Here is a 22,456-nt window from a genome sequence, read left to right on the forward strand (position 1 = left end):
GAGCACTCCCCATGGCGAACAATCCCTTCGACGACCAGGACGGCCTCTTCCACGTCCTGGTCAACGGCGAGGAGCAGTACTCCCTCTGGCCGGCGTTCGCCGAGGTGCCCGAGGGCTGGACGGTGGCGCTCGCCGAGGCCGGGCGGGCCGCGTGCGTCGACTACGTCGACACGCACTGGACCGACCTGCGGCCGCTGAGCCTGCGCGCGACGGTGGCGGGGCCGGACCATGGCTGATCTCGTCACCCGGCTGCCCCTCTCGGCGGCCCAGCGCGGCATCTGGTTCGCCCACGCGATGGACCCGACCGGCCGCCGCTACAACATCGCCGAATGCAAGGAGATCCACGGGCCGCTGGACCTGGACGTCCTCGCCGCCGCCCGGCACCGGCTGGCCACCGAGACGGACATCCTGCGCACTGTCCGGATCGAGCAGGACGACACCGGCCTGTACCAGATCCTGGAGCCCGTCGAGGACATCCGCCCGCCGCTCCTGGTCGACCTGAGCGAGCGGGCCGACCCGGCCGACCCGATGGCCGCGGCCCGGGCCTGGATGGACGAGGACCTGCGGACCCCGGTCGACCTGGTGACCGGCGCCAACCTCCGTACGGTGGCCGTGCTCCGGCTGGCGCCGGAGCACTTCGTGTACTACCAGCGCTACCACCACATCATGATCGACGGCATGTCCGGGGCCCTGATGGACCACCGGCTCACCGAGCTGTACACCCAGGCACTGAACGGCGTCGCCTGGGAGCCGGGCCCCTTCGCCTCCCTCGCGGAGGTCCTGGCGGAGGACGCCGCCTACCGCGTCTCGCGGGAAGCCGCCGACGACACCGCGTACTGGGCCGAGCGGCTGGCCGGTCTGCCGGACACCCCTCGGCTCGGCGAGCGCGAGGACCACGCCGCCGGGCAGCCGGCCGGCGAGCCGTACGTCCGGCGCAGCGTCCGCCTGACGCCGGAGCGGTCCCGGCGGGTGCGCGAGGCGGCCCGCTCGGCCCGTACGTCCTGGTCGATGCTGATGATCGCGCTGGTCGCCTCCTATGTGCACCGGGCGACCGGAAAGAACGAGCTGGTCCTCGGGCTGCCGGTGACCGGCCGCACCACCGAGCTGACCCGCCGCACCCCCTGCATGGTCTCCAACATCGTCCCGCTGCGCCTGACGGTCCGCCCCGAGCACGGGATCGGCGAGCTGATGACCCGGGTCCGCGCCGAGGTGAAGGCCGCGCTGGCCCACCAGCTGCCGCGCTACGAGGACCTGTGCCGCGAGCTGTCCGGCGGCGAGACGGGGCGCCGGATCGCCGCCCCCATGGTCAACATCATGGCGTTCGCGCAGGGCAGGGGCTTCCTCGGACAGCCCGGTACGCAGCACAACCTGAGCAACGGCCCCGTCGACGACCTCTCCATCGGCATCTACGACCTCGGCGAGGACCAGGGCATCCGGATCGACTTCGACGCCGCCCCCGACGTCTGCGACATCGACTCCGTCGCCGCCCACCAGGACCGCTTCCTGCACTTCGCGCACGCGGCCCTGGACGCGCCCGACCTTCCCGTCGGCCGGATCGAGCTGCTGCCCCAGGCGGAGACCGACCGGCTGATCGACGGCGTCAACACGCCGGACGCCGAGGTGCCCGCCGAGGACCGCACGCTCGCCGCGCTCTTCGAGGAGCAGGCCGCCCGGCACCCCGGCCGGATCGCCGTCACCCACGGCTCCGAGTCCCTGACCTACGCCGAGCTGGAGGAGCGCGCCAACCGGCTCGCCCGGCTGCTCGCCGCCCGGGGCGCGGGCCCCGAGAGGTACGTCGCGGTCGCCCTGGAGCGCTCCGCCGACCTGGTGACGGCGCTCCTCGCGGTCGTCAAGGCGGGCGCCGGCTATGTACCGATGGACCCGCACTACCCGGCCGACCGCCTCGCGTACATGCTCCAGGACGCCGCCCCGGCCCTGGTCGTCACCACCCTGGACGGCGTGGGCGCGCTGCCGGACACCGAGGTGCCGCTCGTCGTCCTGGACGACGCGGACACCCGGGCCGAACTCGCCGCCGCCGACCCGGCCCCCCTCACGGACGCCGACCGGACGGCCCCGCTGACCCCCGGCAACCCGGCGTACGTCATCTACACCTCCGGCTCCACCGGCCGCCCCAAGGGCGTGGTGATCCCGCACAGCAACGTCGTACGCCTGTTCACCGCCACCGGCCACTGGTTCGACTTCGGGGCCGAGGACGTGTGGACCCTCTTCCACTCCTACGCCTTCGACTTCTCCGTCTGGGAGCTGTGGGGCCCGCTGCTGTACGGCGGAAGGCTCGTCGTCGTCCCGCACGCCGTGAGCCGCTCACCGCACGAGTTCCTGGCACTGCTCGCCGAGGAGCGGGTGACAGTCCTCAACCAGACGCCGTCGGCGTTCTACCAGTTGATGCGGGCCGACGCCGAGCAGCCGGTCGGTGAACTGGCGCTGCGCCGCGTCGTGTTCGGCGGCGAGGCGCTCGACCTGGGCCGCCTCGGCCCCTGGCAGCGGGCCCACCCGAAGGCCGCCTTGGTCAACATGTACGGCATCACCGAGACGACCGTGCACGTCAGCCATCTCGCGCTCGACGAGGAAGCGACCTCGGGCCAGACCCGCAGCCTCATCGGCCACGCCATCCCCGACCTGAGGATCTACGTCCTCGACACGGCGCTGCGGCCCTCCCCGGTCGGCGAGCGCGGCGAGATGTACGTGGCGGGCGCCGGACTCGCCCGCGGCTACCTCGGCCGCCCCGACCTGTCCGCCGACCGGTTCGTCGCCGACCCCTTCGGCGCGCCCGGCTCGCGCATGTACCGCACCGGCGACCTCGCCCGCCGGCGGGCCGACGGTGGACTCGAATACCTGGGCCGCGCCGACCACCAGGTCAAGATCCGGGGCTTCCGCATCGAACTCGGCGAGATCGAGAGCGTCCTGCTGGCCCAGGAGAAGGTCGCGAGCGGCGCGGTCGTCGTCCGCGAGGACCGCCCCGGCGACAAGCGCCTGATCGCCTATGTGGTGCCCGCCCCGGGCGCCGCGTTCGCCGACGGCGAGCTGCGCGGCGCGCTCGGCGCCGAGCTGCCCGCGCACATGGTCCCGGCGGCCTTCGTCACCCTCGACGCGCTGCCGCTGACCGCCAACGGCAAGCTCGACACCCGCTCGCTGCCCGCCCCGGCCGCCGGCGGCTGTGGCACGGGACGGGCCCCGGCCACCCCGCGCGAAGCGACGCTGTGCGCGCTGTTCGCCGAGGTGATCGGGGTCGAACGGGCCGGCGCCGACGACTCGTTCTTCGACCTCGGCGGCGACAGCATCATGGCCATCCAGCTGGTGTCGCGGGCCCGCCGGGCCGGACTCGTCCTCAGCCCGCGCGAGGTGTTCCGGCTGCGCACCCCCGCCGCCCTCGCCGAGGCCGCCACCGAACTGGACACCCGGCCGGCCGAAGCCCCCGGCGCGGGCATCGGCGAGCTGCCCCTGACCCCCGTGATGCGCTGGTCGGACGAGCGCGGCGGCCCGCAGGACGGCTACAACCAGTCGGTGGTGCTGCGGGTCCCGGGCGAACTGACCCTGCCCCGCCTGGTGGCCGTCGTCCAGGCCGCCTTGGACCGCCACGACGCGCTGCGCGCCCACCGCACCGACAGCGCACTCGTCGTCGGACCGGTCGGCTCCGCCGACGCCTCGGCCGCCGTCCGCCGCGTCGACGCGACCGGACTCGACGAGACCGCGCTGGACGCGCTCGCCGACACCGAGGGACGGGCCGCGCTCGCCACCCTCGCGCCGCGCGAGACCGGCGGCATGCTCCGCGCCGTCTGGCTCGACCGGGGCACCGAAGAGCCGGGCCTGCTGGTCCTGGTCGTCCACCATCTGGCGGTCGACGGCGTGTCCTGGCGCGTCCTCGCCCCCGACCTGGCCGAGGCCTGGGCCGCCGTGTCCCGCGGCGAGACCCCCCGGCTCGACCCGGTCGGCACCTCGCTGCGCACCTGGGCCCACCGGCTCACCGACGCGGCGCTCTCCCCGGAGCGCGAGGCCGAACTCCCTTACTGGAGCGAGGTGCTGTCCCGTGGCGGCGCCCCGCTCGCGGACCGCGCCCTCGACCCCGGCCGGGACACCCTGGCGACCGCGAGCCGGCTGACCCTGCGACTGCCCGCCGAGGCGACGCACGCCCTGCTCACCACCGTCCCGGCCGCGTTCCACGCCGAGGTGAACGACGTCCTGCTGACCGCCTTCGCGCTCGCCTTCCGGCGCTGGCGCGGCGACGGCGGACCGGTCCTCGTCGACCTGGAGGGCCACGGCCGCGAGGAGTCGGCCGTCCCCGGCGCCGATCTGTCCCGCACCGTCGGCTGGTTCACCAGCATGTACCCGGTGCTGCTCGACGCCCCGGCCGGACCGGACGACGACCCCGGCGCCGCCCTGAAGGCCGTCAAAGAGCAGCTGCGCGCCGTTCCCGGCAAGGGCATCGGCTACGGCCTGCTGCGCCATCTGAACCCCGAGGCCGGCGCCCGGCTGGCCCCGCTCGGCGGCCCCGAGATCGGCTTCAACTACCTGGGCCGGTTCTCCGCGCCCGCCACCGCCGCCGACTGGACGATCGTCCCGCGCCTCGGCGACGGCATCCCCGGCGGCCTGCCCGGCATGCCGCTCGGCCACGCCCTCGAACTCGACGCCCTCACCCAGGACGGCCTCGCCGGACCGGAACTGATCGCCCGCTGGAGCTGGGCCGGTGACCTCCTCACCGAGCCCGAGGTGGCCGAACTGGCCGCCCTGTGGTTCGCGGCCCTGGAAGAACTGGCCCGCCACGGCACCCGCCCGGGCGCCGGCGGACGCACCCCCTGCGACATCGCCCCGGCCGTGCTCACCCAGGCCGAGATCGAGCTCCTGGAACGCCGCCGGCCCGGCCTCACGGACATTCTGCCGCTCTCGCCGCTCCAGGAGGGCCTGCTCTTCCACAGCCTCCAGGCGGGCGACAGCGACATCTACACCGCCCAGATCGAACTCGTCCTGAACGGTCCGCTCGACGCGGCCCGGCTGCGCGCCGCCGCCGAGGCCCTGCCGGCCCGCCACCCGCACCTCGGCGCCGAGTTCCACCACGAGGGCCTGGACCGGCCGGTGCAGACCGTGCCGGGCGAGATCCGCGTCCCCTGGGCCGCCGGCGATCTCACCCACCTGCCCGAGGAGGAGCGGAGCACCGCCGCGGCCGCCCTGGCCGCCGCCGAGCGCGCGACCGGCTTCACCCCCGACGAGGGCCCGCTGCTGCGCTTCACCCTGGTCAAGACCGGTCAGGACAGCCATCGCCTGATCCTGACCAACCATCACCTGCTGCTCGACGGCTGGTCCATGCCGGTGCTCGTCCGTGAACTGCTGAGCCTGTACGCGGCCGGGGCCGCCCCCTCGCCGCTGCCGCGCGTCCGCCCGTACCGCGACTTCCTCGCCCACCTCGCCGACACCGACCGGCAGGCGGCCCGCGCCGCCTGGAGCGAGGCGCTCGCCGGCGTCGAGGAGCCCACCCTGGTCCGCCCCTCGGACCCGGGACGCACCCCGACGGTGCCCGGACGGCTGGAGTTCACCCTGCCGGCGGCCGTCGCCGACGTGCTCGCCGAGCGGGCCCGGACGGCCGGGATCACCCTCAACACGGTGCTCCAGGGCGCCTGGGCGCTGGTCCTGGCCCGGCTGACCGGCCGCGACGACGTCGTCTTCGGTGCCACCGTCTCCGGCCGCCCGGCCGAACTGGCCGACGTCGAGGCGATGGTCGGCCTGTTCATCAACACCGTCCCGGTACGGCTGCGCCTGGACGGCCACGAGACGCTCGGCACCCTGCTGGAGCGGATGCAGCGGGAACAGTCCGCGCTCCTCGGCCACCAGCACCTCGGACTCTCCGAGATCCAGCAACTCACCGGTGTGGGGGCGCTGTTCGACACCGCGATGGTCTTCGAGAACTATCCGCTGGACGTGTCCGCGCTGGCCGCCGCCACCGCAGGTTCGGGCCTTGTGCTCGACGGCGTCGACGGCCACGACGCGGTGCACTACACCCTGGGCATGGTCGCCCGGCCGGGCACCGACGGACTGGACTTCCGGCTCGACCACCAGAGCGACCTGCTGGACGCGGACCAGGCCCGCGGGGTCGCCGACCGGCTGCTCACCGTCCTCACCGCCATCGCCGAGCGGCCCGAGACGCCCGTCGGCCGGCTGGAAGTCCTGCCGCCCGCCGAGCGCGCGCTCCTGGTGACCGGCTGGAACGCCACCGACGTGCCCGAAGCGGCCCTGCCCCGCACCATCCCGGGCCTCTTCGAGGCCCAGGTGGCCCGTACGCCGGACGCCGTCGCGCTGGTCCACGGGGACACCGAGCTGACCTACCGCGAGCTGAACAACCGCGCCAACCGGCTCGCCCGGCTGCTCGTACGGCGCGGCGCCGGGCCCGAGCGGTTCGTCGCCATCGCCCTGCACCGGTCCGTGGAGCTGATCGTGACCCAGCTGGCCGTGCTCAAGGCGGGCGCCGCGTTCGTCCCGCTGGACCCGAACTACCCGGCCGACCGGCTCGCCTACATGCTGGCCGACTCCGCGCCCTGCCTGGTCGTCACCAGCAGCGCGGTGGCCGACGGCGGACTGCCCCGCTGCGAGGCGCCCCGGCTGCTGATCGACCGCACCGCCTACGACCACCGCTCCGGCCGAGGTCTCGCCGTGCCCCGCGACGCGGGCCGCCCGGCGTACGTCATCTACACCTCGGGCTCCACCGGCCGCCCCAAGGGCGTCGTGGTCACCCACCGGGGCATCGCCTCCATGGTCGCCGCCCAGCGGGCCGGCCTCGGCGTCACCCCGGACAGCCGGGTCCTGCTCTTCGCCTCGCCCAGCTTCGACGCGGCGGTGTGGGAGCTGTGCATGGCCCTGCTCACCGGAGCCAGCGCGGTCCTCGGCGACGCGGACCGGCTGCTGCCCGGCCGGTCCCTGGCCGCGCTGATCGCCCGGCACGGCGTCACCCATGTGACCCTGCCCCCCTCGGCGCTCCCGGTGATGCCCGAGGACGGCCTGCCGCCCGGCTCCACCCTGGTGGTGGCGGGCGAGGCCACCGCGCCCGACCTGGTGGACCGCTGGTCCCGGGGCCGGCGCATGGTCAACGCGTACGGCCCCACCGAGTCCACGGTCTGCGCCAGCATGAGCGCTCCGCTGGCCGGCCCGGTGCTCGCGCCGATCGGCGGCCCGATCGCCAACACCCGTACGTACGTGCTCGACGCGCACCTCCAGCCGGTCCCGGCCGGCACCCCCGGCGAGCTCTACCTGGCCGGCTCCGGCCTGGCCCGGGGCTATCTGGGCCGGCCCGACCTGACGGCGGACCGCTTCGTCGCCGACCCGTTCGGCGCCCCCGGCTCGCGCATGTACCGGACCGGCGACGTGGCCCGGTGGCGCGGCGACGGCACCCTCGACTACCTCGGCCGCACCGACCACCAGGTCAAGATCCGGGGCTTCCGGGTGGAGCCCGGCGAGATCGAGTCGGCGCTCACCGCCCACCCGGGCATCGAACGGGCCGCCGTCGTGGTCCGCGAGGACCGGCCGGGCGCGAAGCGGCTGGTGGCGTACACGGTCGGCCGGGACGTAGGCGTACCCGCGCTGCGCGCCTTCCTCGGCGCCTCGCTGCCGGACTACATGGTCCCCTCGGCCTTTGTGACGCTCGCCGAACTCCCGCTGACCGCCAACGGAAAGGTGGACCAGAAGGCGCTGCCCGCGCCCCGGTCCGCCTCGGCCGAGGGTGCGGTCCGGGCCCCGGTGAGCCCCGAAGAGGCCCTGCTGTGCGGCCTGTTCGCCGAACTGCTCGGAAACCCGGGCGCCGGACCCGACGACTCCTTCTTCGACCTGGGCGGCGACAGCATCACCGCCATCCAGCTGGTGTCCCGGGCCCGGGCCGCAGGCCTCGCGCTCGGCGTGCGCGACGTGTTCGTCCAGCGGACGCCCGCCGCGCTGGCCTCGGCCGCCGCGGCGGCGGGCCGGTCCCAGGAGCGGGAGCAGGCGGAAGACCCGTACCTCGAAGGGCCGTTCCCCGGCCTGGAGGAGGAGACGGAGGTGCTGATGCGCTCCGACCCGGACCTCATCGACGTCCTCCCGCTCACCCCGCTCCAGGAGGGCTTCCTCTTCCACTCGCTGCTGAGCGACGACGACGGCCCCGACGTCTACACCACCCAGCTCGCCCTCGATCTTGAGGGCCCGCTGGACGCGGACGCCCTGCGGACCGCCGCCGAGCGGCTCCTGGAGCGCCAGCCGGCGCTGCGGGCCGGGTTCCACTACGACACGGACCGCCCGGTGCAGGTGGTGCACGCCCGAGCGGCGCTGCCCTGGCTGACCGCCGACCTCAGCGCCGACGACGACCGTACGGCCGCCGCCCGCGCCCTCGAACTGGCCGACGGAGAGCGGGCGTACACCTTCGATCTGGAGACCCCGCCGCTGCTGCGGATGGCGCTGATCGCACTGCCCGGCGGCCGGCACCGACTGCTGCTGACGGCCCATCACATCCTGTGGGACGGCTGGTCGGTACCGGTCCTCGTCGAGGAACTGTTCACCCTGTACGCCGAGCGCGACGGGAGTGGCACCCTGCCTCCCGCCCCGCCGCTGCGCGCCTACCTGAGCTGGCTGGCCGGCCGCGACCGCGCCGCCGCCGAGTCCGCCTGGCGCACGGCCCTCGCGGGACCCGCCCAACCGACCCTGGTCGCACCCGAGATCACCGAGGACGAGCAGCGACCGCAGCGGTCGGTTCGGATCGAGCTGCCGGCGGAGTCGACCGCCCGGCTCCACGCCGGTCTGCGCGCCGCCGGACTCACCCTGTCCACGGCCGTCCAGGCCGCCTGGGCCCTCGTCCTCGCCCGGCACACCGGCCGCGACGACGTGGTCTTCGGCTCGACGGTCTCCGGCCGCACGCCGGAGGTGCCCGGCATCGAGCGGATGGTCGGCAACTTCATCAACACCCTGCCGGTACGGGTCCAGGTGGACCCCGAGGAGTCGTTGGGCGGGCTGCTCGCCCGGATCCAGGAGGAACAGGCCGCCCTGCTGCCCCACCATCACCTGGGCCTCGGTGACATCCAGCGACTGGCCGGGAACGGGCCGCTGTTCGACACCACGACCGTCGTCAAGAACACCCCGCTGGACTCCGCCGCGCTGCTCGGCCGGGCCGGCGAGGGCCCCGACGGGCTGCGGCTGACCGGCGGCGACAGCGAGGACGCCACCCACTACCCGCTGCGCATGCAGGCGGTGCCGGGGCTGGATTCGAGCCGGCTGGGACTGCACCTCGGCTACCTTCCGGACGTCTACCGGCACGAAGAGGCGGCAGCCCTGCTGGACCGGATGGCCCGGATCCTCCAGACGGTCGCCGACGCACGGCACACGCCGGTGGGCGCGCTCGTACAGCCGCAGGACGGTCCGGCGGTCGGTCCGGCGGTCGGGCGGGACGGCTCGGTGGCCGGGCAGGACGGCCCGGCGGTCGCCGCCGGTGCGCCCTCCTCGGCAGGGGGGTACTGAACCGCCTTGAGAACGAAGTCGGTTGGTCCCGTCCAGTACAAGATCACTTGATAGGTGTTGGGGTATGAACAGCAATCAGACAGTCCGGCTCGAACAGGTCAGCCGGCTCTACGCGGCGGGCTCGGCGGCGCAGGTGCGCGCTCTCGACGACATCTCCGTGGCCTTCGAACACGGCACCTTCACCGCGGTGATGGGGCCCTCGGGGTCCGGCAAGAGCACCCTGCTCCAGTGCGCGGCGGGGCTCGACCGCCCCGACGCGGGGCGGGTCGTCGTGGACGAGGTCGAACTCGGCCCGCTCGGCGAGAAGGCTCTCACCGAATTGCGCCGGGACCGGATCGGCTTCATCTTCCAGGCGTTCAACCTGCTCGGCGCGCTCACCGCCGAGCAGAACGTGGGACTGCCGCTGCGGCTGGCCGGCCGCCGGCCGGACCCGGCCGAGGTACGGGCCGCGCTGGCCCGGGTCGGACTCGGTGAACGCGCCGGGCACCTGCCCAACCAGATGTCCGGCGGCCAGCAGCAGCGGGTGGCCATCGCCCGCGCCCTGATCACCCGCCCGAAGGTGCTCTTCGCCGACGAGCCGACCGGCGCCCTGGACAGCAGCTCCAGCCGGACCGTCCTGAAGCTGCTGCGCGAACTGGTCGACGACCAGCGGCAGACCACCATCATGGTCACCCACGACCCGGTGGCCGCCTCCTACGCCGACCGCGTCCTCTTCCTCGTCGACGGCCGCGTCACCGGCGAGATGCACCAGCCGACCGCGCGGCGGGTGGCCGAGCACATGGCGCGCCTGGAGTCCGGCCCGGAGCCCGTCGCCGAGGGCGCCCCGGCAAAGACCGAAGCGGCCGCCGAGCCCGTCCGGATCGACGGTGGCCGCTGATGGGGATCACCCTGCTGCTGCCCGTGGCCGTGGCCACTCTGCGCAAGCGGTGGCTCGGCTTCGCCGGCTCCTTCGTCGCCCTCACCCTGGGCGTCGCCCTCATCTCCGCGACGGGACTGCTCGTCAGCACCTCGGCGGGCCTGGAGAACAACGACCCGTCGGCACCGTCCCTGAAGAAGCTGCTCACCTTCATGGCGGGCATGTCCGGCTTCGTCTCCCTCTTCGTCGTCGCCTCGACGTTCGCGTTCGCGGTCGCGGGGCGGCGCCGGGAGACGGCGCTGCTGCGGGCGGTCGGCGCGACCCCGCGCCAGGTCCGGCTGCTCGTCCTCGGCGAGGCGCTCGCCGTCTCGCTGGCCGCCTCGGTCTGCGGCGCGCTCCTCGGCACCGCCGTGGCACCGCTGTTCGCCCGTTGGCTGATCGCCCGGGAAGCCGCCCCCGAGGGCTTCACCGTGGACTTCAGCGTCACCCCGCTGCTCGTCGCCGCCACCGTCGAGGTGGCGGTGGCGGTGGCCGGCGCCTACGCGGCGGCCCGCCGGGCCGGCCGGGTACGGCCGGTCGAAGCCCTCGGCGATGCCGCCGTCGACGGCAAGGTGATGACCCTCGGCCGCTGGGTGTGGGCCGTCGGCTACCTCGCCGTCTTCGGCACCGTCCTCGCCCTGTTCGCCACCATGCCGCCCGGCATGGACCAGGACCCGCAGCTGCGCGACCCGCAGAACCTGCCGGTCTGGACGCTCCTCATCGACGTCATGGCCATCATGGCGGTCGCCCTGTTCGCCCCGCTGCTGATCCCGCCGCTGGTCCGGCTGCTGACCCTGCCCGTACCGCTGGCCTCCGGGGCGGTGGGCCTGCTGGCCCGGCAGAACGCCCTCGCGGCCGTACGGCGCACCGTCTCCACCGCCACCCCGATGTTCCTGGTGATCGGACTGACCGGCACGGTCGTCGGCTCCACCCTGACCTTCGGCGACGCCCGGACCCTCCAGTCCCGCGACGCGCTGAGCGCCCGCTATGTCGTCGAACCCGCGAAGGGCCCCGTCCTCGCCCCGGGCACCGTCGAGAAGCTGCGCGCCCTGCCCGGGGTGGGCACCACCACCATCCGTACGACCTGGCTGAACGGCCTGTCCGGCGGGGCCGGCTTCTCGCCCGCCGCCGCGGGCACCCTGTCCGCCACCGCCGTCGACGGGAACGCCGCCGCCACCTGGAAGCTGCCCGCCGAGGCCGGCTCCCTGGACGATCTGAAGGGATCCTCCCTCGCCGTCTCCGGCGAACTGGCCAAGGCCAACGGCTGGCAGGTCGGCGACAAGCTCGACACCACCCTCGACGACGGCACCCCCCGCACCCTCACCGTGGTCGCCCTGGTCAAGACCCCGCTGAGCCTCGCCGAAGTACTGCTGCCGTACTCCGTCGTCGCCGGGCACCTGTCCGCCGACCGGGGACCCACCGCCGCCTTCCTCACCGCCCCCGACGGGGCCGCCGCACCGGCCCTGGACCCCGCCGCCGGCCTCAAGGTCACCGCGGCGGACGCGTGGGGCGGCGCCGACGACGCGCGGTCCCACGCCGACTGGATCGCGATGATCGCCATCCTGGGCCCGGCCCTGCTCTACGCCCTGATCGCCATCGTCAACACCATGATGATGTCCACCGGCGACCGGCTGCGGGACTTCGCAACGCTCCGGCTCACCGGCGGCAACGACCGCCAGGTGCTCGCGATGGTGGGCGTCGAGGCACTCCTGACGGCCCTCACCGCCACCGCCCTGGCGCTCCTCGTCACCACCGGCACCCAGGCCGCCACCCTGATGCTGATCGGCAACCGGATCCTGACCGCGGGCCCCGCGCTCCCGCTGCGTCTGCCCTGGTCCGCCCTCGGCGGCGCCGCCGCGGCCGGACTCGCGCTCGCGCTCGTCGCCAGCCTGCTGCCCGCCCGACTGGCGCTGCGCGCCCGGGCCCTGGACCTGGCGGCAGCCCGTCAGTGACACGCCCCGCTCCCCGTACCCCGCACGCCCGCGTGCTCCGCCCGCTCCCTCCCGCCTGAGCGGAACCGAACCGAACCGAAAGAGGACCGACGATGAGCTTCACCACGCTCACTCCGTTCGCCGCCACCGCCGCGCCGGCCGGCCCGCCCGCCGCGCGAAGAGCCACCGTGCTGCTCGCCGAGGAGCTGTCGCCGGCCACCGTCGCCGCGCTCGGCCCGGACGTCGACGTGGTGCGCTGCGACGGCACCGACCGCGCCGCGCTGTTCGCCGCGCTCGCCGACGCCGACGCGGTGCTGGTCAGGTCCGCCACGACCATGGACGCCGAGGCCATCGCGGCGGCGCCGCGGCTGAAGGTGATCGCCCGGGCCGGCATCGGCCTGGACAACGTGGACGTGCCGGCGGCCACCGCCGCGGGCGTCCTGGTCGTCAACGCCCCCACGTCCAACATCGTCAGCGCCGCCGAGCACGCCATCGCCCTGCTCCTCGCCGTCGCCCGCAATGTGGCCCCCGCCGACGCCGCGCTGCGGGCGGGGAAGTGGCAGCGGTCCCGCTTCACCGGGGTCGAACTGTCGGGGAAGACCCTCGGCATCGTCGGCCTCGGCCGGATCGGCTCCCTGGTCGCCACCCGGATGGCCGCGTTCGGCATGGAGATCGTCGCGTACGACCCGTACGCCGACGAGACCGTGGCCGAGCGCGCCGGCGCCCGGCTCGTCACCCTGGACGAGCTGCTGGCCCAGAGCGACTTCCTCACCGTTCACCTGCCGAAGACGCCCGAGACCCTCGGACTGATCGACGCCAAGGCACTGGCCCGGATGAAGCCGGGGGCCCGGCTGGTCAACGCCGCGCGCGGCGGCATCGTCGACGAGCGGGCGCTCTACGAGGCCCTGGCGGAGGGCCGGATCGCGGGAGCCGCGCTGGACGTCTTCGCCACCGAACCCTGCGTCGACTCCCCGCTGTTCGGCCTGGAGAACGTGGTGGTGACCCCGCACCTGGGCGCCGGCACGGCCGAGGCCCAGGAGAAGGCGGGCACCTCGGTGGCCGCCTCGGTCCGGCTCGCCCTGGCGGGGGAGCCGGTGCCGGACGCGGTCAACGGCTGAGGGAAGGCCCCGGCCCCCCGCCCCTCCCTCTCTCGCCGCCCCGCACCACCCCTGAACTCCCGTACAGGAACCGCGCCGTACCGCGGTTCCTGTACGGGCCCGACTCGTACGACCTGCCTTGTGCCACCCGCCTCGCACGGGCCGCCCCGCGGGGAACGCCCGCCCCGCGCGCCCGCCCACCGAACCAGGAGAACGCCGGACATGAGCACCCAGACCCTCCAGACCCTCCAGCCCGTCGTGCCCCCGCCCTCCGCCGAGATCGTCATCGCCGGTCTGCGCGACCGCGTCGACCTCCTCGACGCGGAGATCCTCCGGCTGCTCGACAGCCGCCGGGCTCTCTCCGAGGCCATCCAGGACGCCCGGATCTCGTCCGGTGGCCGCCGTACCGAACTGGGGCGGGAGAACGTCGTCATCAACCGCTACGCCGACCGTCTCGGCCGGCCCGGCGGGAAGATGGCGATGGCGGTCCTGGAGTTCTGCCGGGGCTCGCTGGCTCGCCCGGTGGCGTGACGCCCTGACCGGTGCGGCACGACCAGGCCCCCTTCCCCGTATCGGTACGGGAAGGGGGCCTTGGCCGGGTGCGGGTGCGCGTCTGGGTGTGGGCGTGGGGTGGGAGTGGATCGGGTGGGATCCGGCCCGGCTGTGGGTGCGGATACGGATGTGGGCCCGGTGCGGATCAGCCCCGGGGGATGAGGCGGATCCGCACCGGGCGGTTGTGGGTGCGGGCGGTCGTGGAACTTGGGCGGGTCAGCTCGCCTGCGCGAGCGGGGCGGCGCGTACCGGACGTTCCACCGGCAGCGACAGGACGTGGAGCAGCAGGAGCGGGTGGAAGCGGAAGGCGCTGCCCGCCAGGGTGCCCACCGTGCCGGGGGAGTGGACCGGCTCCAGGAGCCAGCCGTCGGCGAGCCGTTCCACCAGGTCCTCGGCGAGCCGCAGCGGCACACCGAGGGCCGGCGCGGCGGAGACCGGGGTGAAGGCCCGCGAGCCGAGCGCCGACAGCCGGGTCAGCACCTCACGGTCCTCGGTGCCGGTACGGCGCAGCCAGCTCGCCAGGGTGCCGGTCACGTCCAGCTCGCCGAAGGAGAGTTCGGCGAGCCGGGCCGGCTCGTCGGCCAGCCGCTGCGCGAGCCGGCCCACCGACCAGTGCGGGCGGGCGGCGAGCCGGGCTCCGGCGATCCGCAGGGCGAGTGGCAGCCCGGCGCAGTACTCCACGATCCGTTCGGCGGCGCCCGGTTCGGCGGTGGTGCGCGCCTTGCCGATGGTCCTGGTGAGCAGGGCGAGCGACTCGGTACGGTTCATGGCGCCGAGCGCGAGGGTGGCGGGCCCGGTCTCCGCGGCGAGGTGGACATGGCCGACGACCAGGACCGCCGCGTGCGGTCCGGCCGGCAGCAGCGGGGCGAGACCGGCGCGCTCGGAGGCGTTGTCCAGCAGGACCAGGAGGCGGCGGTCCGCCGTGCGGGTGCGGTAGATCCGTACCAGCTCCTCCAGGTCGTGGACGGCGGACTCGGGCGGCTCCGTGCCCAGGGCGCGCAGGAAGCGTACGAGGACGTCGCGCGGATCCTTGGGGGTGCCGTCGGCCCCGGTCAGGTCGGCGTACAGCTGCCCGTCGGGGAACTCGTCCCGCGCGGCGTGCATCGCGTGCACGGCGAGGGCCGTCTTGCCGATGCCCGCCATTCCGGTGATCAGGCAGCGGCGCGGCTCGGCGACGGCTCCGGCGGGACGGGGGGCGAGCAGCCGGTACAGCTCGGCCAGTTCGCGGGTGCGCCCGCTGAAGCCGGCGATGTCGGGCGGCAGCATGAACGGCGAGGCGGTGTGCGGGCCGCCGTCGGCGAGGCCGCCGGGACCGGCGGGGCTGCCCGGTCGGGCGGGGCTGCCCGGTGCGGTGGGACCGGCCGATCCGCCGGGTGCGGGCCGCTCGGATCGCTCGGATCGGCCGAACCCCTCGGATTGGTCGAACCGCTCGGCCTGTTCGGGCTGTTCGAAGGCCGCGCGCGGCAAAGGCGCGTCGGCGGGCGACGGCTGAGCGGGGAGCGGGTACGCGGGGGCGGCACCGTTGCGGGGGCTGGGGATCTGGCTGAGCGTCGGGACGGAGCCCGCCGTGACCGCCGGAGCAGGAGCGGGGGCGGGGGCGGAGGCGTTGGTGGTGGCGGCGGGGGCGGGCGTCAGGGTCGCCGACGTACGCTCCTCTGCCCGCGGTTCGAGGTCGAGGGTGGCGCACAGCAGGGCTTGGTGCGCGGCCCTCAGACCGCTGCCGGGGTCGATGCCCAGCTCGTCGGCGAGCACCGCGCGGCCCTCGTCGAAGACATGGAGCGCGTCGGCCTGCCGGCCGCACCGGTACAGGGCGGTCATCAACTGGGCCCGCATCCGCTCGCGCAGCGGGAAATCGGCCACCAGCCGGGTGAGTTCGGCGACGACCTGCTGGTGTCTGCCGAGGGCGAGGTCGGCCTCCATCCGGTTCTCCAGGGTGGCGGCGCGTCCCTCCTCCCACTGCGGGACCTCCTCCTCCGCGAGGAACTCGGTGACGTTGACCAGCATGGGGCCCTGCCACAGCTCCAGCGCGTCCCGGAGCAGGGCCGCCGCTTCCGCGTAACGGTGCTCCTGGAGCGCCTGCCGCCCACAGCGGTCGAGACGCTCGTACTCAAGGATGTCGACGCGGCACTCCCCGGTCCTGATCGAGTACCCGGGCGAGCGACGCTCCAGGGCGACCTCGGGGTCGAGGAGTTTGCGCAGACGTGACACGTACGTATAGATCTGCGCGCTCATCGTGGCCGGCGGCTCGGCTCCCCACAGGAGCCGGCTGAGCCGGGTGTCCGGCACCACTCGCCCCCGGGCCAGCAGGAGGGCGGCGAGAAGGGTGTGCATCTTCGTTCCCGAGAGGGCGATGCGCGAGCCGTCTCGGGTGGCCTCGACCGGGCCAAGCAGTTGGAGGTCCATGAGTTCCTGTCGATGACGGGCCGTGGTGGGGGCGGTGACCCCCACCATGTCCCGCCGCGCTGTTCCCCCGATGTCGGATCGATTTCGCGCCATTCGGACGGAGACCGGGGAGACGAAATCGGAGCGATATCGGGCCGACAGAGATGATCTCTAACGTCTTCCTCATCGCCCCGGCCACGGTGGCGGCCCACTGCACCTGATGAGGAGAATCCCCATGCGCAGCACCCGCTCCGTCGTCGTCCGCTTCCTTTGCTCGATGGCCGCCGCCGTCGCCCTCGCCGCGGGGGGTGCGAGTGGTGCGGGCCTGACGCTGGCGAGCGAGGTGCCGTGGACCGGTCCGACGCCGCCCGTCGAGGCGCCGCACAGCGTCCTGGCCTCCGAGGTGCCGTGGACCGAACCGGAGCACCGTCCGGAGTCGCCGTGGACCGTCCTCGCCTCCGAGGTGCCGTGGACCGCGCCGATGAGCCCGGGTCTGGACGGCGGGACCGCCAACGGCGACCAGAGCAGCGAGGTGCCCTGGACCTGATCGTCACCCCAGCCGCGGTGACCACGAACGGGAGGCCCGGAACCGCTGTCCAGCGGTTGCGGGCCTCCCGTGGTTCATGGGCAGGGCACCGGAAGGCAGCGCCTGTTCTCGTCCTTCGGGGCGCCGGTCCGGTCAGGCCGGGGGGCCGGCTCGGCCTTTGCGGGGCTCCGGCCCTCGCGGGGCTCCGGCTCGACCCTTGTGGGGTGCCGGTGCGGCCCGTCGGGGCGCTTGTCCGGTCCTTCAGGCCACCGGCTCGACCCTTGTGGGGCTCCGGTGCGGACCGTCGTGCGCGGGCTCGGGTGGTCTCCGGTGACTTGGCTCGGGCCCCAGTCCATCGGCTGGGTCCTCAGGCCATCGGCCCGGGTCTCAGGCCATCGGTTCGGATCCCCATGCCATCGGCTCAGCCTTCCAGGACGTCGATGAGGACCTCCGGTGCGACGGGGCCGACGGCGGAGATCACCGTCGGCAGCGCCCGTGCCATCCGCTCCTGCCACACCGGCGTGCGCAGCTCCTCGAACACGGTGCGGGCGGATTCCAGCCGGCCGGCGGCCTCGGGTTCCCCGCACACGGCGAGCGCGAAGCCGAGATCGGCCTCGATACGGGCCCGCAGGAACCGGTCGGACACCTGCTCGGCCCCCTCCAGGGCCTGGAGCAGCGCGTGTTGCGCACCCTCCCAGTCGCCCCGGCGCCAGCGGGCCTCGCCGATGCCGCGCAGCGCGTGCGCCTCGCCGAGCCGGTCGCCGTCCCCGCGGGTCAGTTCGAGGACCGTCTGGCAGGCCTGCTCCGCGCCGACCGGATCGCCGAGCCGCAGCAGGGCCTCGGCCAGCCGGTAGGTGTTCTGGGTCTCGCCCCGGACACTGCCCGCCTCCTGGCTCTTGGCGATGGCGCGCGCGCACAGCTCCTGTCCCTCGGCCAGGTTGCCGCGTTCGAGTTCCAACTGGGCCATCAGCCCCAGCACATGGGACTCACCCGCCGTGTCGCCGGCCGCCCGGAACCCGTCCAGAGCTCTGCCCGCGTCGCGCGTCGCGCCGTCCAGATCACCGGAGAAGCGGGCGCACAGGGCCAGATTGCGCAGGGTGACGGCGCGGCCGTGCACCTCGCCGACCTCGTCGAAGAGGATGAGGGAGCGGGCGAGCAGCGGCTGCGCCTGCGGGTACTGGCGCTGATAGATCGCCAAGGTCGCCAGCGAACGCAGCATGGTCGCCTCGCCGAGCTTGTCCCCGGTGCGGGTGGCGGCGCCGAGGGCACGCTCCGCACAGGTGCGCCAGTCCTCCAGATAGTTGTGCGCCTCGAAGAGCGGGGTGGCGTTGAGGGTGAGCGCCCAGGAGTAGGCGGCGAACTGGTCGCCGGCGGCGGACTGGCTGATCACGTCGCCGAGGGCGACACGCTCGGATTCCAGCCACTCCATGGGATCTTCGAGGAGTTCGTCGACCAGGTGATCGGGCAACGGCAGCGATGTCGCCCGGCCGTACGAGACCTCGTGCGTGCCGCCGTACGTCCGCTCGCGGGCGGCGTCGGCGAGGTGGAGCCAGCCGGAGTAGGCCCGCTCCAGGGCGGCCGTCCGCTCCTTCGGGCTCTCCTCCGCGTGGGCGCACTCCCAGGCGAAGAGCCGCAGCAGGTCCTGGAAGCGGTAGCGGGTGGCGGGCCCGGAGGAACCGACGACCTCCAGGAGCTGCGCGTCGACGAGCTGCTCGATGAGGTCCTCGGCGTCCGTGATGCCGTCGGGACCGGCGTCGATGAGAGCGGCGCCGACCCAGGAGGCGAAGTCGGGGACGCTGAGGAGGCCGAGTCTTCGGTAGAGCATGCGGGCCGGCGGGGACAGATCGCGGTAGCTGAGCCGGAATCCGGCGCGTACACCGCCCTGGCCGGGGCTGAGTTCGTCCAGCCGGCGCCGCTGGTCCTCGAGGCGGGTGACCAGGCTCCGTACCGACCAGTGCGGTTTGGCGACCAGGCGGGCGCCCGCGATCCGCAGGGCGAGCGGCAGCCGGTCGCACAGCTCTCCCAGCCGTTCGGTGGCGCCGGGGTTGGCGGCGATCCGCTCCGATCCGGCCACGCCGACGAGCAGCGCGGTGGCCTCCTGGGCGGACATCGTGTTCAGGCTGATGCGCAGTACGGCGTAGTCGCCGATCAGATCGTCCATGAGATCGCGGCCGGTGATGATCACGCAGCAGCGGCCGTTGCCGGGCAGCAGGGGCTGTACCTGACGGAAGGAACGGGCGTTGTCGAGCACGATCAGGACGCGCTTGCCGCCGAGCACACTGCGGTAGAGGGCGGCGCGGTCGCCGGGGTCGGCCGGGATCTGGGGGGCGGGGACGCCGAGGTCGCGCAGGAAACGGTCGAGGGTGACGGCGGGCGAGACCGGTTTGTACGCCTCGTCGTAACCGCGCAGATCGGTGAAGAGCTGGCCGTCGGGGAACCGGGCGGCGATCTGGTTGGCCCACTGGTTGGCCAGCGCGGTCTTGCCTACGCCGCCGATGCCGCTGATGGCGGCCATGGCGAGCGGCGACTGGCCGAGACGCTCGTCGAGCATCCGGTCGAGGGCGCCGAGTTCCCGGGCACGGCCGGTGAAGGAGGCGGAGGCGGCGGGTAGCTGGGCGGCGATATGGGGCGCCGGGGGAGGGGTCGGATCGGCCGGCGGCTGGGTGAGCTCGGGCGAGTCACTCAGGACGAGGTCGTGCAGGCCCTGGAGGACGGGGCCGGGCTCGATGCCCAGCTCGTCGACGAGGAGCCGGCGGCCCTCGCGGAAGATCGCGAGCGCCTCGGCGCGGCGTCCCGAGCGGTACTGGGCGAGCATCAGATGGGCGCGGGCCTGCTCGCGCAGCGGGTTGGCCTGCACCAGCGAGTGGAGCTCGGGGACGAGCGCGCGGTGGCGGCCGAGCTGGAGCCGCAGGCCGGCGTACTCCTCGTGGACGTCCAGGCGCTGTTCCTCCAGGCGTGCCGCCTCCTGCTCGACGCGCGGCCCGGCCACGCCGTCGAGGGCGCGCCCGCGCCAGAAGGAGAGCGCCTCGGCGTAGCGGTCGCAGGCCTCGGAGTTCTTGCCGCTGCGGGCCAGTTCACGGGCCTGGCGGACGGCCTCCTCGAACGCGATCGCGTCGATGCGGTGGCCCACGGGATTGAGGACGTACCCGGGATGGGACGTCACGATCAGCGAGGCCATTTCCTTGAATACTTTACGAAGTCCCGCGATGCAGATGGCGATCTGATTGCGGGCGGTCGTGGGAGCGCCGGCCGGCCAGACAGCCTCCGTGAGGCTGTCCACAGAGACGATTCGGCCGGACGACAGCAGCAGCATGGTCAGTACCGTCCGCTGTCGCGCTCCGCCGAGATGAACGGACGCACCATCAATTTGTACGTCCAATGGCCCTAGAAGACCGAAAACAACCTCTCGCAAGCCGGTGCCCCCCTGTGCGTGCGTGGTGCAGGTTCCATGGATGTACGCGCCATGCGATCAGTTACCGGCAAGTAGATCCACCTCTGGATGGTCACGGAGCATGCCCAGGAGGTTGCCCTAGGCTCCCGTTGGCCCGTAGACGGAAAAGTCTGAGTAAAGATTCCGTGTAGTTGTGCGGGAGTTCCGTGACATTCCAGCACCTCACTCTAATGCGCACCGGCACCGGGAAAGCCCGGAGCCCCACCCGGGGAGGACCCCTGATGCGCCGCCAACTCACCGCAGTCGCCGCCACCGTTATGGCTGGAATGATCGCCCTCGCCACCCCGGCGTCCGCCGCCCCGGCCGACAAGCCGCAGGTGCTCTCCGGATGGACGCAGACCAGCGCGGCGAGCTACAACTCCTGGGTGGCCGCCCGCGCAAGCCAGGGCAGCTGGTCGGCGTACGGATTCGACTGGTCGACCGACTACTGCACGACCTCCCCGGACAACCCGTTCGGGTTCCCGTTCCAGACGGCCTGCGCCCGCCACGACTTCGGCTACCGCAACTACAAGCAGGCCGGCACGTTCAGCGCGAACAAGTCGCGCCTCGACGACGCCTTCTACGCCGACCTCAAGCGTGTGTGCTCGGCCTACTCGGGCGCGAAGGCGACCTCGTGCGACGCCACGGCCTGGACCTACTACCAGGCGGTGAAGGTCTTCGGCTTCACGGCGGCGGTGGACAACGGCGCGGGGGCCTGACCCGGGGCCTGACCCCGGTCGGGTCGGAGACGGCCGCTCGCGGGAAGATCGCACCGCGAGCGGCCGTCTTGGTGTGAGTTGAGTCGCGCCTTGGGTGAAGTGGGCGAAATCCGGGGCCTGGTGAGGCGAGACCGTGGGTCGGCGCCTGCGGTCCCCGCGCACGCGGGGGTGGTCCCACGATCGTCATCAGCGGCTCGGATACGACGAGGTGATCCCCGCGCACGCGGGGACAGCCAAGCGCCTTCGGGCCTCGCGCGTCACATGCGAGGCCCGAAGGCGCGATGGCCGCCGGATACGGCGATGCCCCGCGTCCCAAAGGGACGCGGGGCAAGGTACGACCGGCGGGCGTGCGCCGCCGAAGCGCTGAGTCGCCGCTCCCGGCCCGGCCCGGCGGTGGCGACCGCCGGAGCCGAGCTGGAAAGAGGGGCGGACAGCGCCGGAAGAAGCGTCAGAAAGTGCCCGCGTTGAGCGCCTGCTGGAGGTGGCGGGTGGTGTCCGGGCCCCAGCCGCCGTCGACGCCCGCGCCGACCCGCTTCTGCAGCGCCTTGATCGTCTGCGGACCGATGGCCCCGTCCGCGGCGACCCCCAGGTAGCTCTGCAGAGCCTTCTTGGTGAGCGGCCCGAATCCGCCGTCCACACCCAGCTTGGCGCCGTGCGAGTTGAGCGCGCGCTGGAGCGCGGCGCACGTCGCCGGGCCGAAGTCGCCGTCCACAGCCAGCTGTCCGGACGCCGGGGGACGCGGAGCGGGCGCCTGCGGCGCCGAACCGCCGCCCAGGGCGGCCTTCATGGCGGCGGAGGAGGCCGGACCGAACTCGCCGTCGACGGTCAGCTTGTACTTCGCCTGGAAGGCCCGGACCGCGGCGTCGGTGGCCGGACCGAAGTCCCCGTCGACGGTCAGCCCCGATCCCATGACCGAATTGAGGTTCTGCTGGAGGGTCTTGACCGCGTCACCCTTCGAACCACGGCGCAGCATGCCGTCCGACGACGGCATGGGGCTGGCGTTGCCGTAGGCCGGACGGCCGTAACCGACGATCGTGGCCGAGTTGCGCTGCCGGCGCATACAGCGGTCGCTGGTGTTGCCCTCGATCGTGGTGATCGTTCCATCGGAGTGGACCGCCTCGACGACACCGACGTGGTCGATGGCCGATATCGAGCGGCTGCCGCTCCAGTCGAAGAAGACGACGTCGCCCGGACGCACCCCGCCCAGGCCGTAGTGCCAGGCACCGTGGTTCTGGAACGCCTGCGCGTGCGCGACCGTGTACGCGAACTTGCCGTAGATCGCACCCAGGTTGTCCGAGTGCGCCGCCGCGTACGAGACGGTCATGTCGCACCACGGACCCACGAGTCCGTACCAGCTCGTGACCTGGTTGCGGTCCGAGCCCGGCGGGTTCTCGCCGGTGCCGATGAGTGCGCGCATCTGGGCCAGCATGCCCTCGACGGAACCCAT

The 22,456-nt window shown here is 73.7% G+C and carries 10 protein-coding genes and 1 pseudogene; 8 read left to right on the forward strand and 3 right to left on the reverse strand.

Translation table 11 applies throughout. From position 1 onward, the window contains the following. Window positions 1–11 precede the first annotated feature (11 nt). From ACGFRB_RS14535 to ACGFRB_RS14560, 6 genes and pseudogenes are all read left to right on the forward strand, one after another. Window positions 12–236, forward strand: a complete 225-nt coding sequence (locus tag ACGFRB_RS14535) for an MbtH family NRPS accessory protein (protein ID WP_363007434.1) — start codon at window positions 12–14, stop codon at window positions 234–236. Continuing rightward, window positions 229–9,477, forward strand: coding sequence for an amino acid adenylation domain-containing protein (locus tag ACGFRB_RS14540; RefSeq protein WP_393243036.1), 9,249 nt, complete (start codon window positions 229–231; stop codon window positions 9,475–9,477). The genes ACGFRB_RS14535 and ACGFRB_RS14540 overlap by 8 nt, the downstream gene beginning before the upstream one ends. Before the next feature lie 64 nt (window positions 9,478–9,541). Beyond that, window positions 9,542–10,354 (forward strand): ABC transporter ATP-binding protein, encoded by an 813-nt coding sequence (locus tag ACGFRB_RS14545; protein WP_363007430.1) that lies wholly within the window; start codon window positions 9,542–9,544, stop codon window positions 10,352–10,354. Next, window positions 10,354–12,324, forward strand: a complete 1,971-nt coding sequence (locus tag ACGFRB_RS14550) for an FtsX-like permease family protein (protein WP_393243038.1) — start codon at window positions 10,354–10,356, stop codon at window positions 12,322–12,324. Before ACGFRB_RS14545 ends, ACGFRB_RS14550 begins: the two co-directional genes overlap by 1 nt. A 92-nt stretch (window positions 12,325–12,416) precedes the next feature. Continuing rightward, window positions 12,417–13,415 (forward strand): annotated as a pseudogene (locus ACGFRB_RS14555) (hydroxyacid dehydrogenase); the annotation flags it as partial. A gap of 207 nt (window positions 13,416–13,622) precedes the next feature. After that, window positions 13,623–13,931, forward strand: a complete 309-nt coding sequence (locus ACGFRB_RS14560) for a chorismate mutase (protein ID WP_363007426.1) — start codon at window positions 13,623–13,625, stop codon at window positions 13,929–13,931. Window positions 13,932–14,168: 237 nt separating this feature from the next. On the opposite strand, the gene ACGFRB_RS14565 is transcribed toward ACGFRB_RS14560, so the two are convergent. Then, window positions 14,169–16,355: a BTAD domain-containing putative transcriptional regulator gene (locus ACGFRB_RS14565; RefSeq protein ID WP_393243040.1), complete on the reverse strand. Its 2,187-nt coding sequence runs from the start codon at window positions 16,353–16,355 to the stop codon at window positions 14,169–14,171. A 214-nt stretch (window positions 16,356–16,569) separates the two neighbouring features. Between ACGFRB_RS14565 and ACGFRB_RS14570 the strand changes: the two genes are divergently transcribed. Further along, the gene (locus ACGFRB_RS14570; RefSeq protein ID WP_393243042.1) at window positions 16,570–16,881 is read left to right on the forward strand and encodes a hypothetical protein; all 312 of its coding nucleotides are present in this window, start codon (window positions 16,570–16,572) and stop codon (window positions 16,879–16,881) included. A gap of 400 nt (window positions 16,882–17,281) precedes the next feature. On the opposite strand, the gene ACGFRB_RS14575 is transcribed toward ACGFRB_RS14570, so the two are convergent. After that, window positions 17,282–20,272 (reverse strand): BTAD domain-containing putative transcriptional regulator, encoded by a 2,991-nt coding sequence (locus ACGFRB_RS14575; protein WP_393243044.1) that lies wholly within the window; start codon window positions 20,270–20,272, stop codon window positions 17,282–17,284. Window positions 20,273–20,532: 260 nt separating this feature from the next. On the opposite strand from ACGFRB_RS14575, the gene ACGFRB_RS14580 reads away from it, so the two are divergent. Further along, window positions 20,533–21,009: a phospholipase gene (locus ACGFRB_RS14580; RefSeq protein WP_363007418.1), complete on the forward strand. Its 477-nt coding sequence runs from the start codon at window positions 20,533–20,535 to the stop codon at window positions 21,007–21,009. 448 nt (window positions 21,010–21,457) lie between these two features. Here ACGFRB_RS14580 and ACGFRB_RS14585 read toward each other — a convergent pair whose 3' ends face one another. After that, the gene (locus tag ACGFRB_RS14585; RefSeq protein WP_363007416.1) at window positions 21,458–22,456 is read right to left on the reverse strand and encodes a peptidoglycan-binding protein; all 999 of its coding nucleotides are present in this window, start codon (window positions 22,454–22,456) and stop codon (window positions 21,458–21,460) included.

The sequence above is a fragment of the Streptomyces sp. NPDC048718 genome, from assembly GCF_043198875.1.
GTDB lineage: Bacteria > Actinomycetota > Actinomycetes > Streptomycetales > Streptomycetaceae > Streptomyces.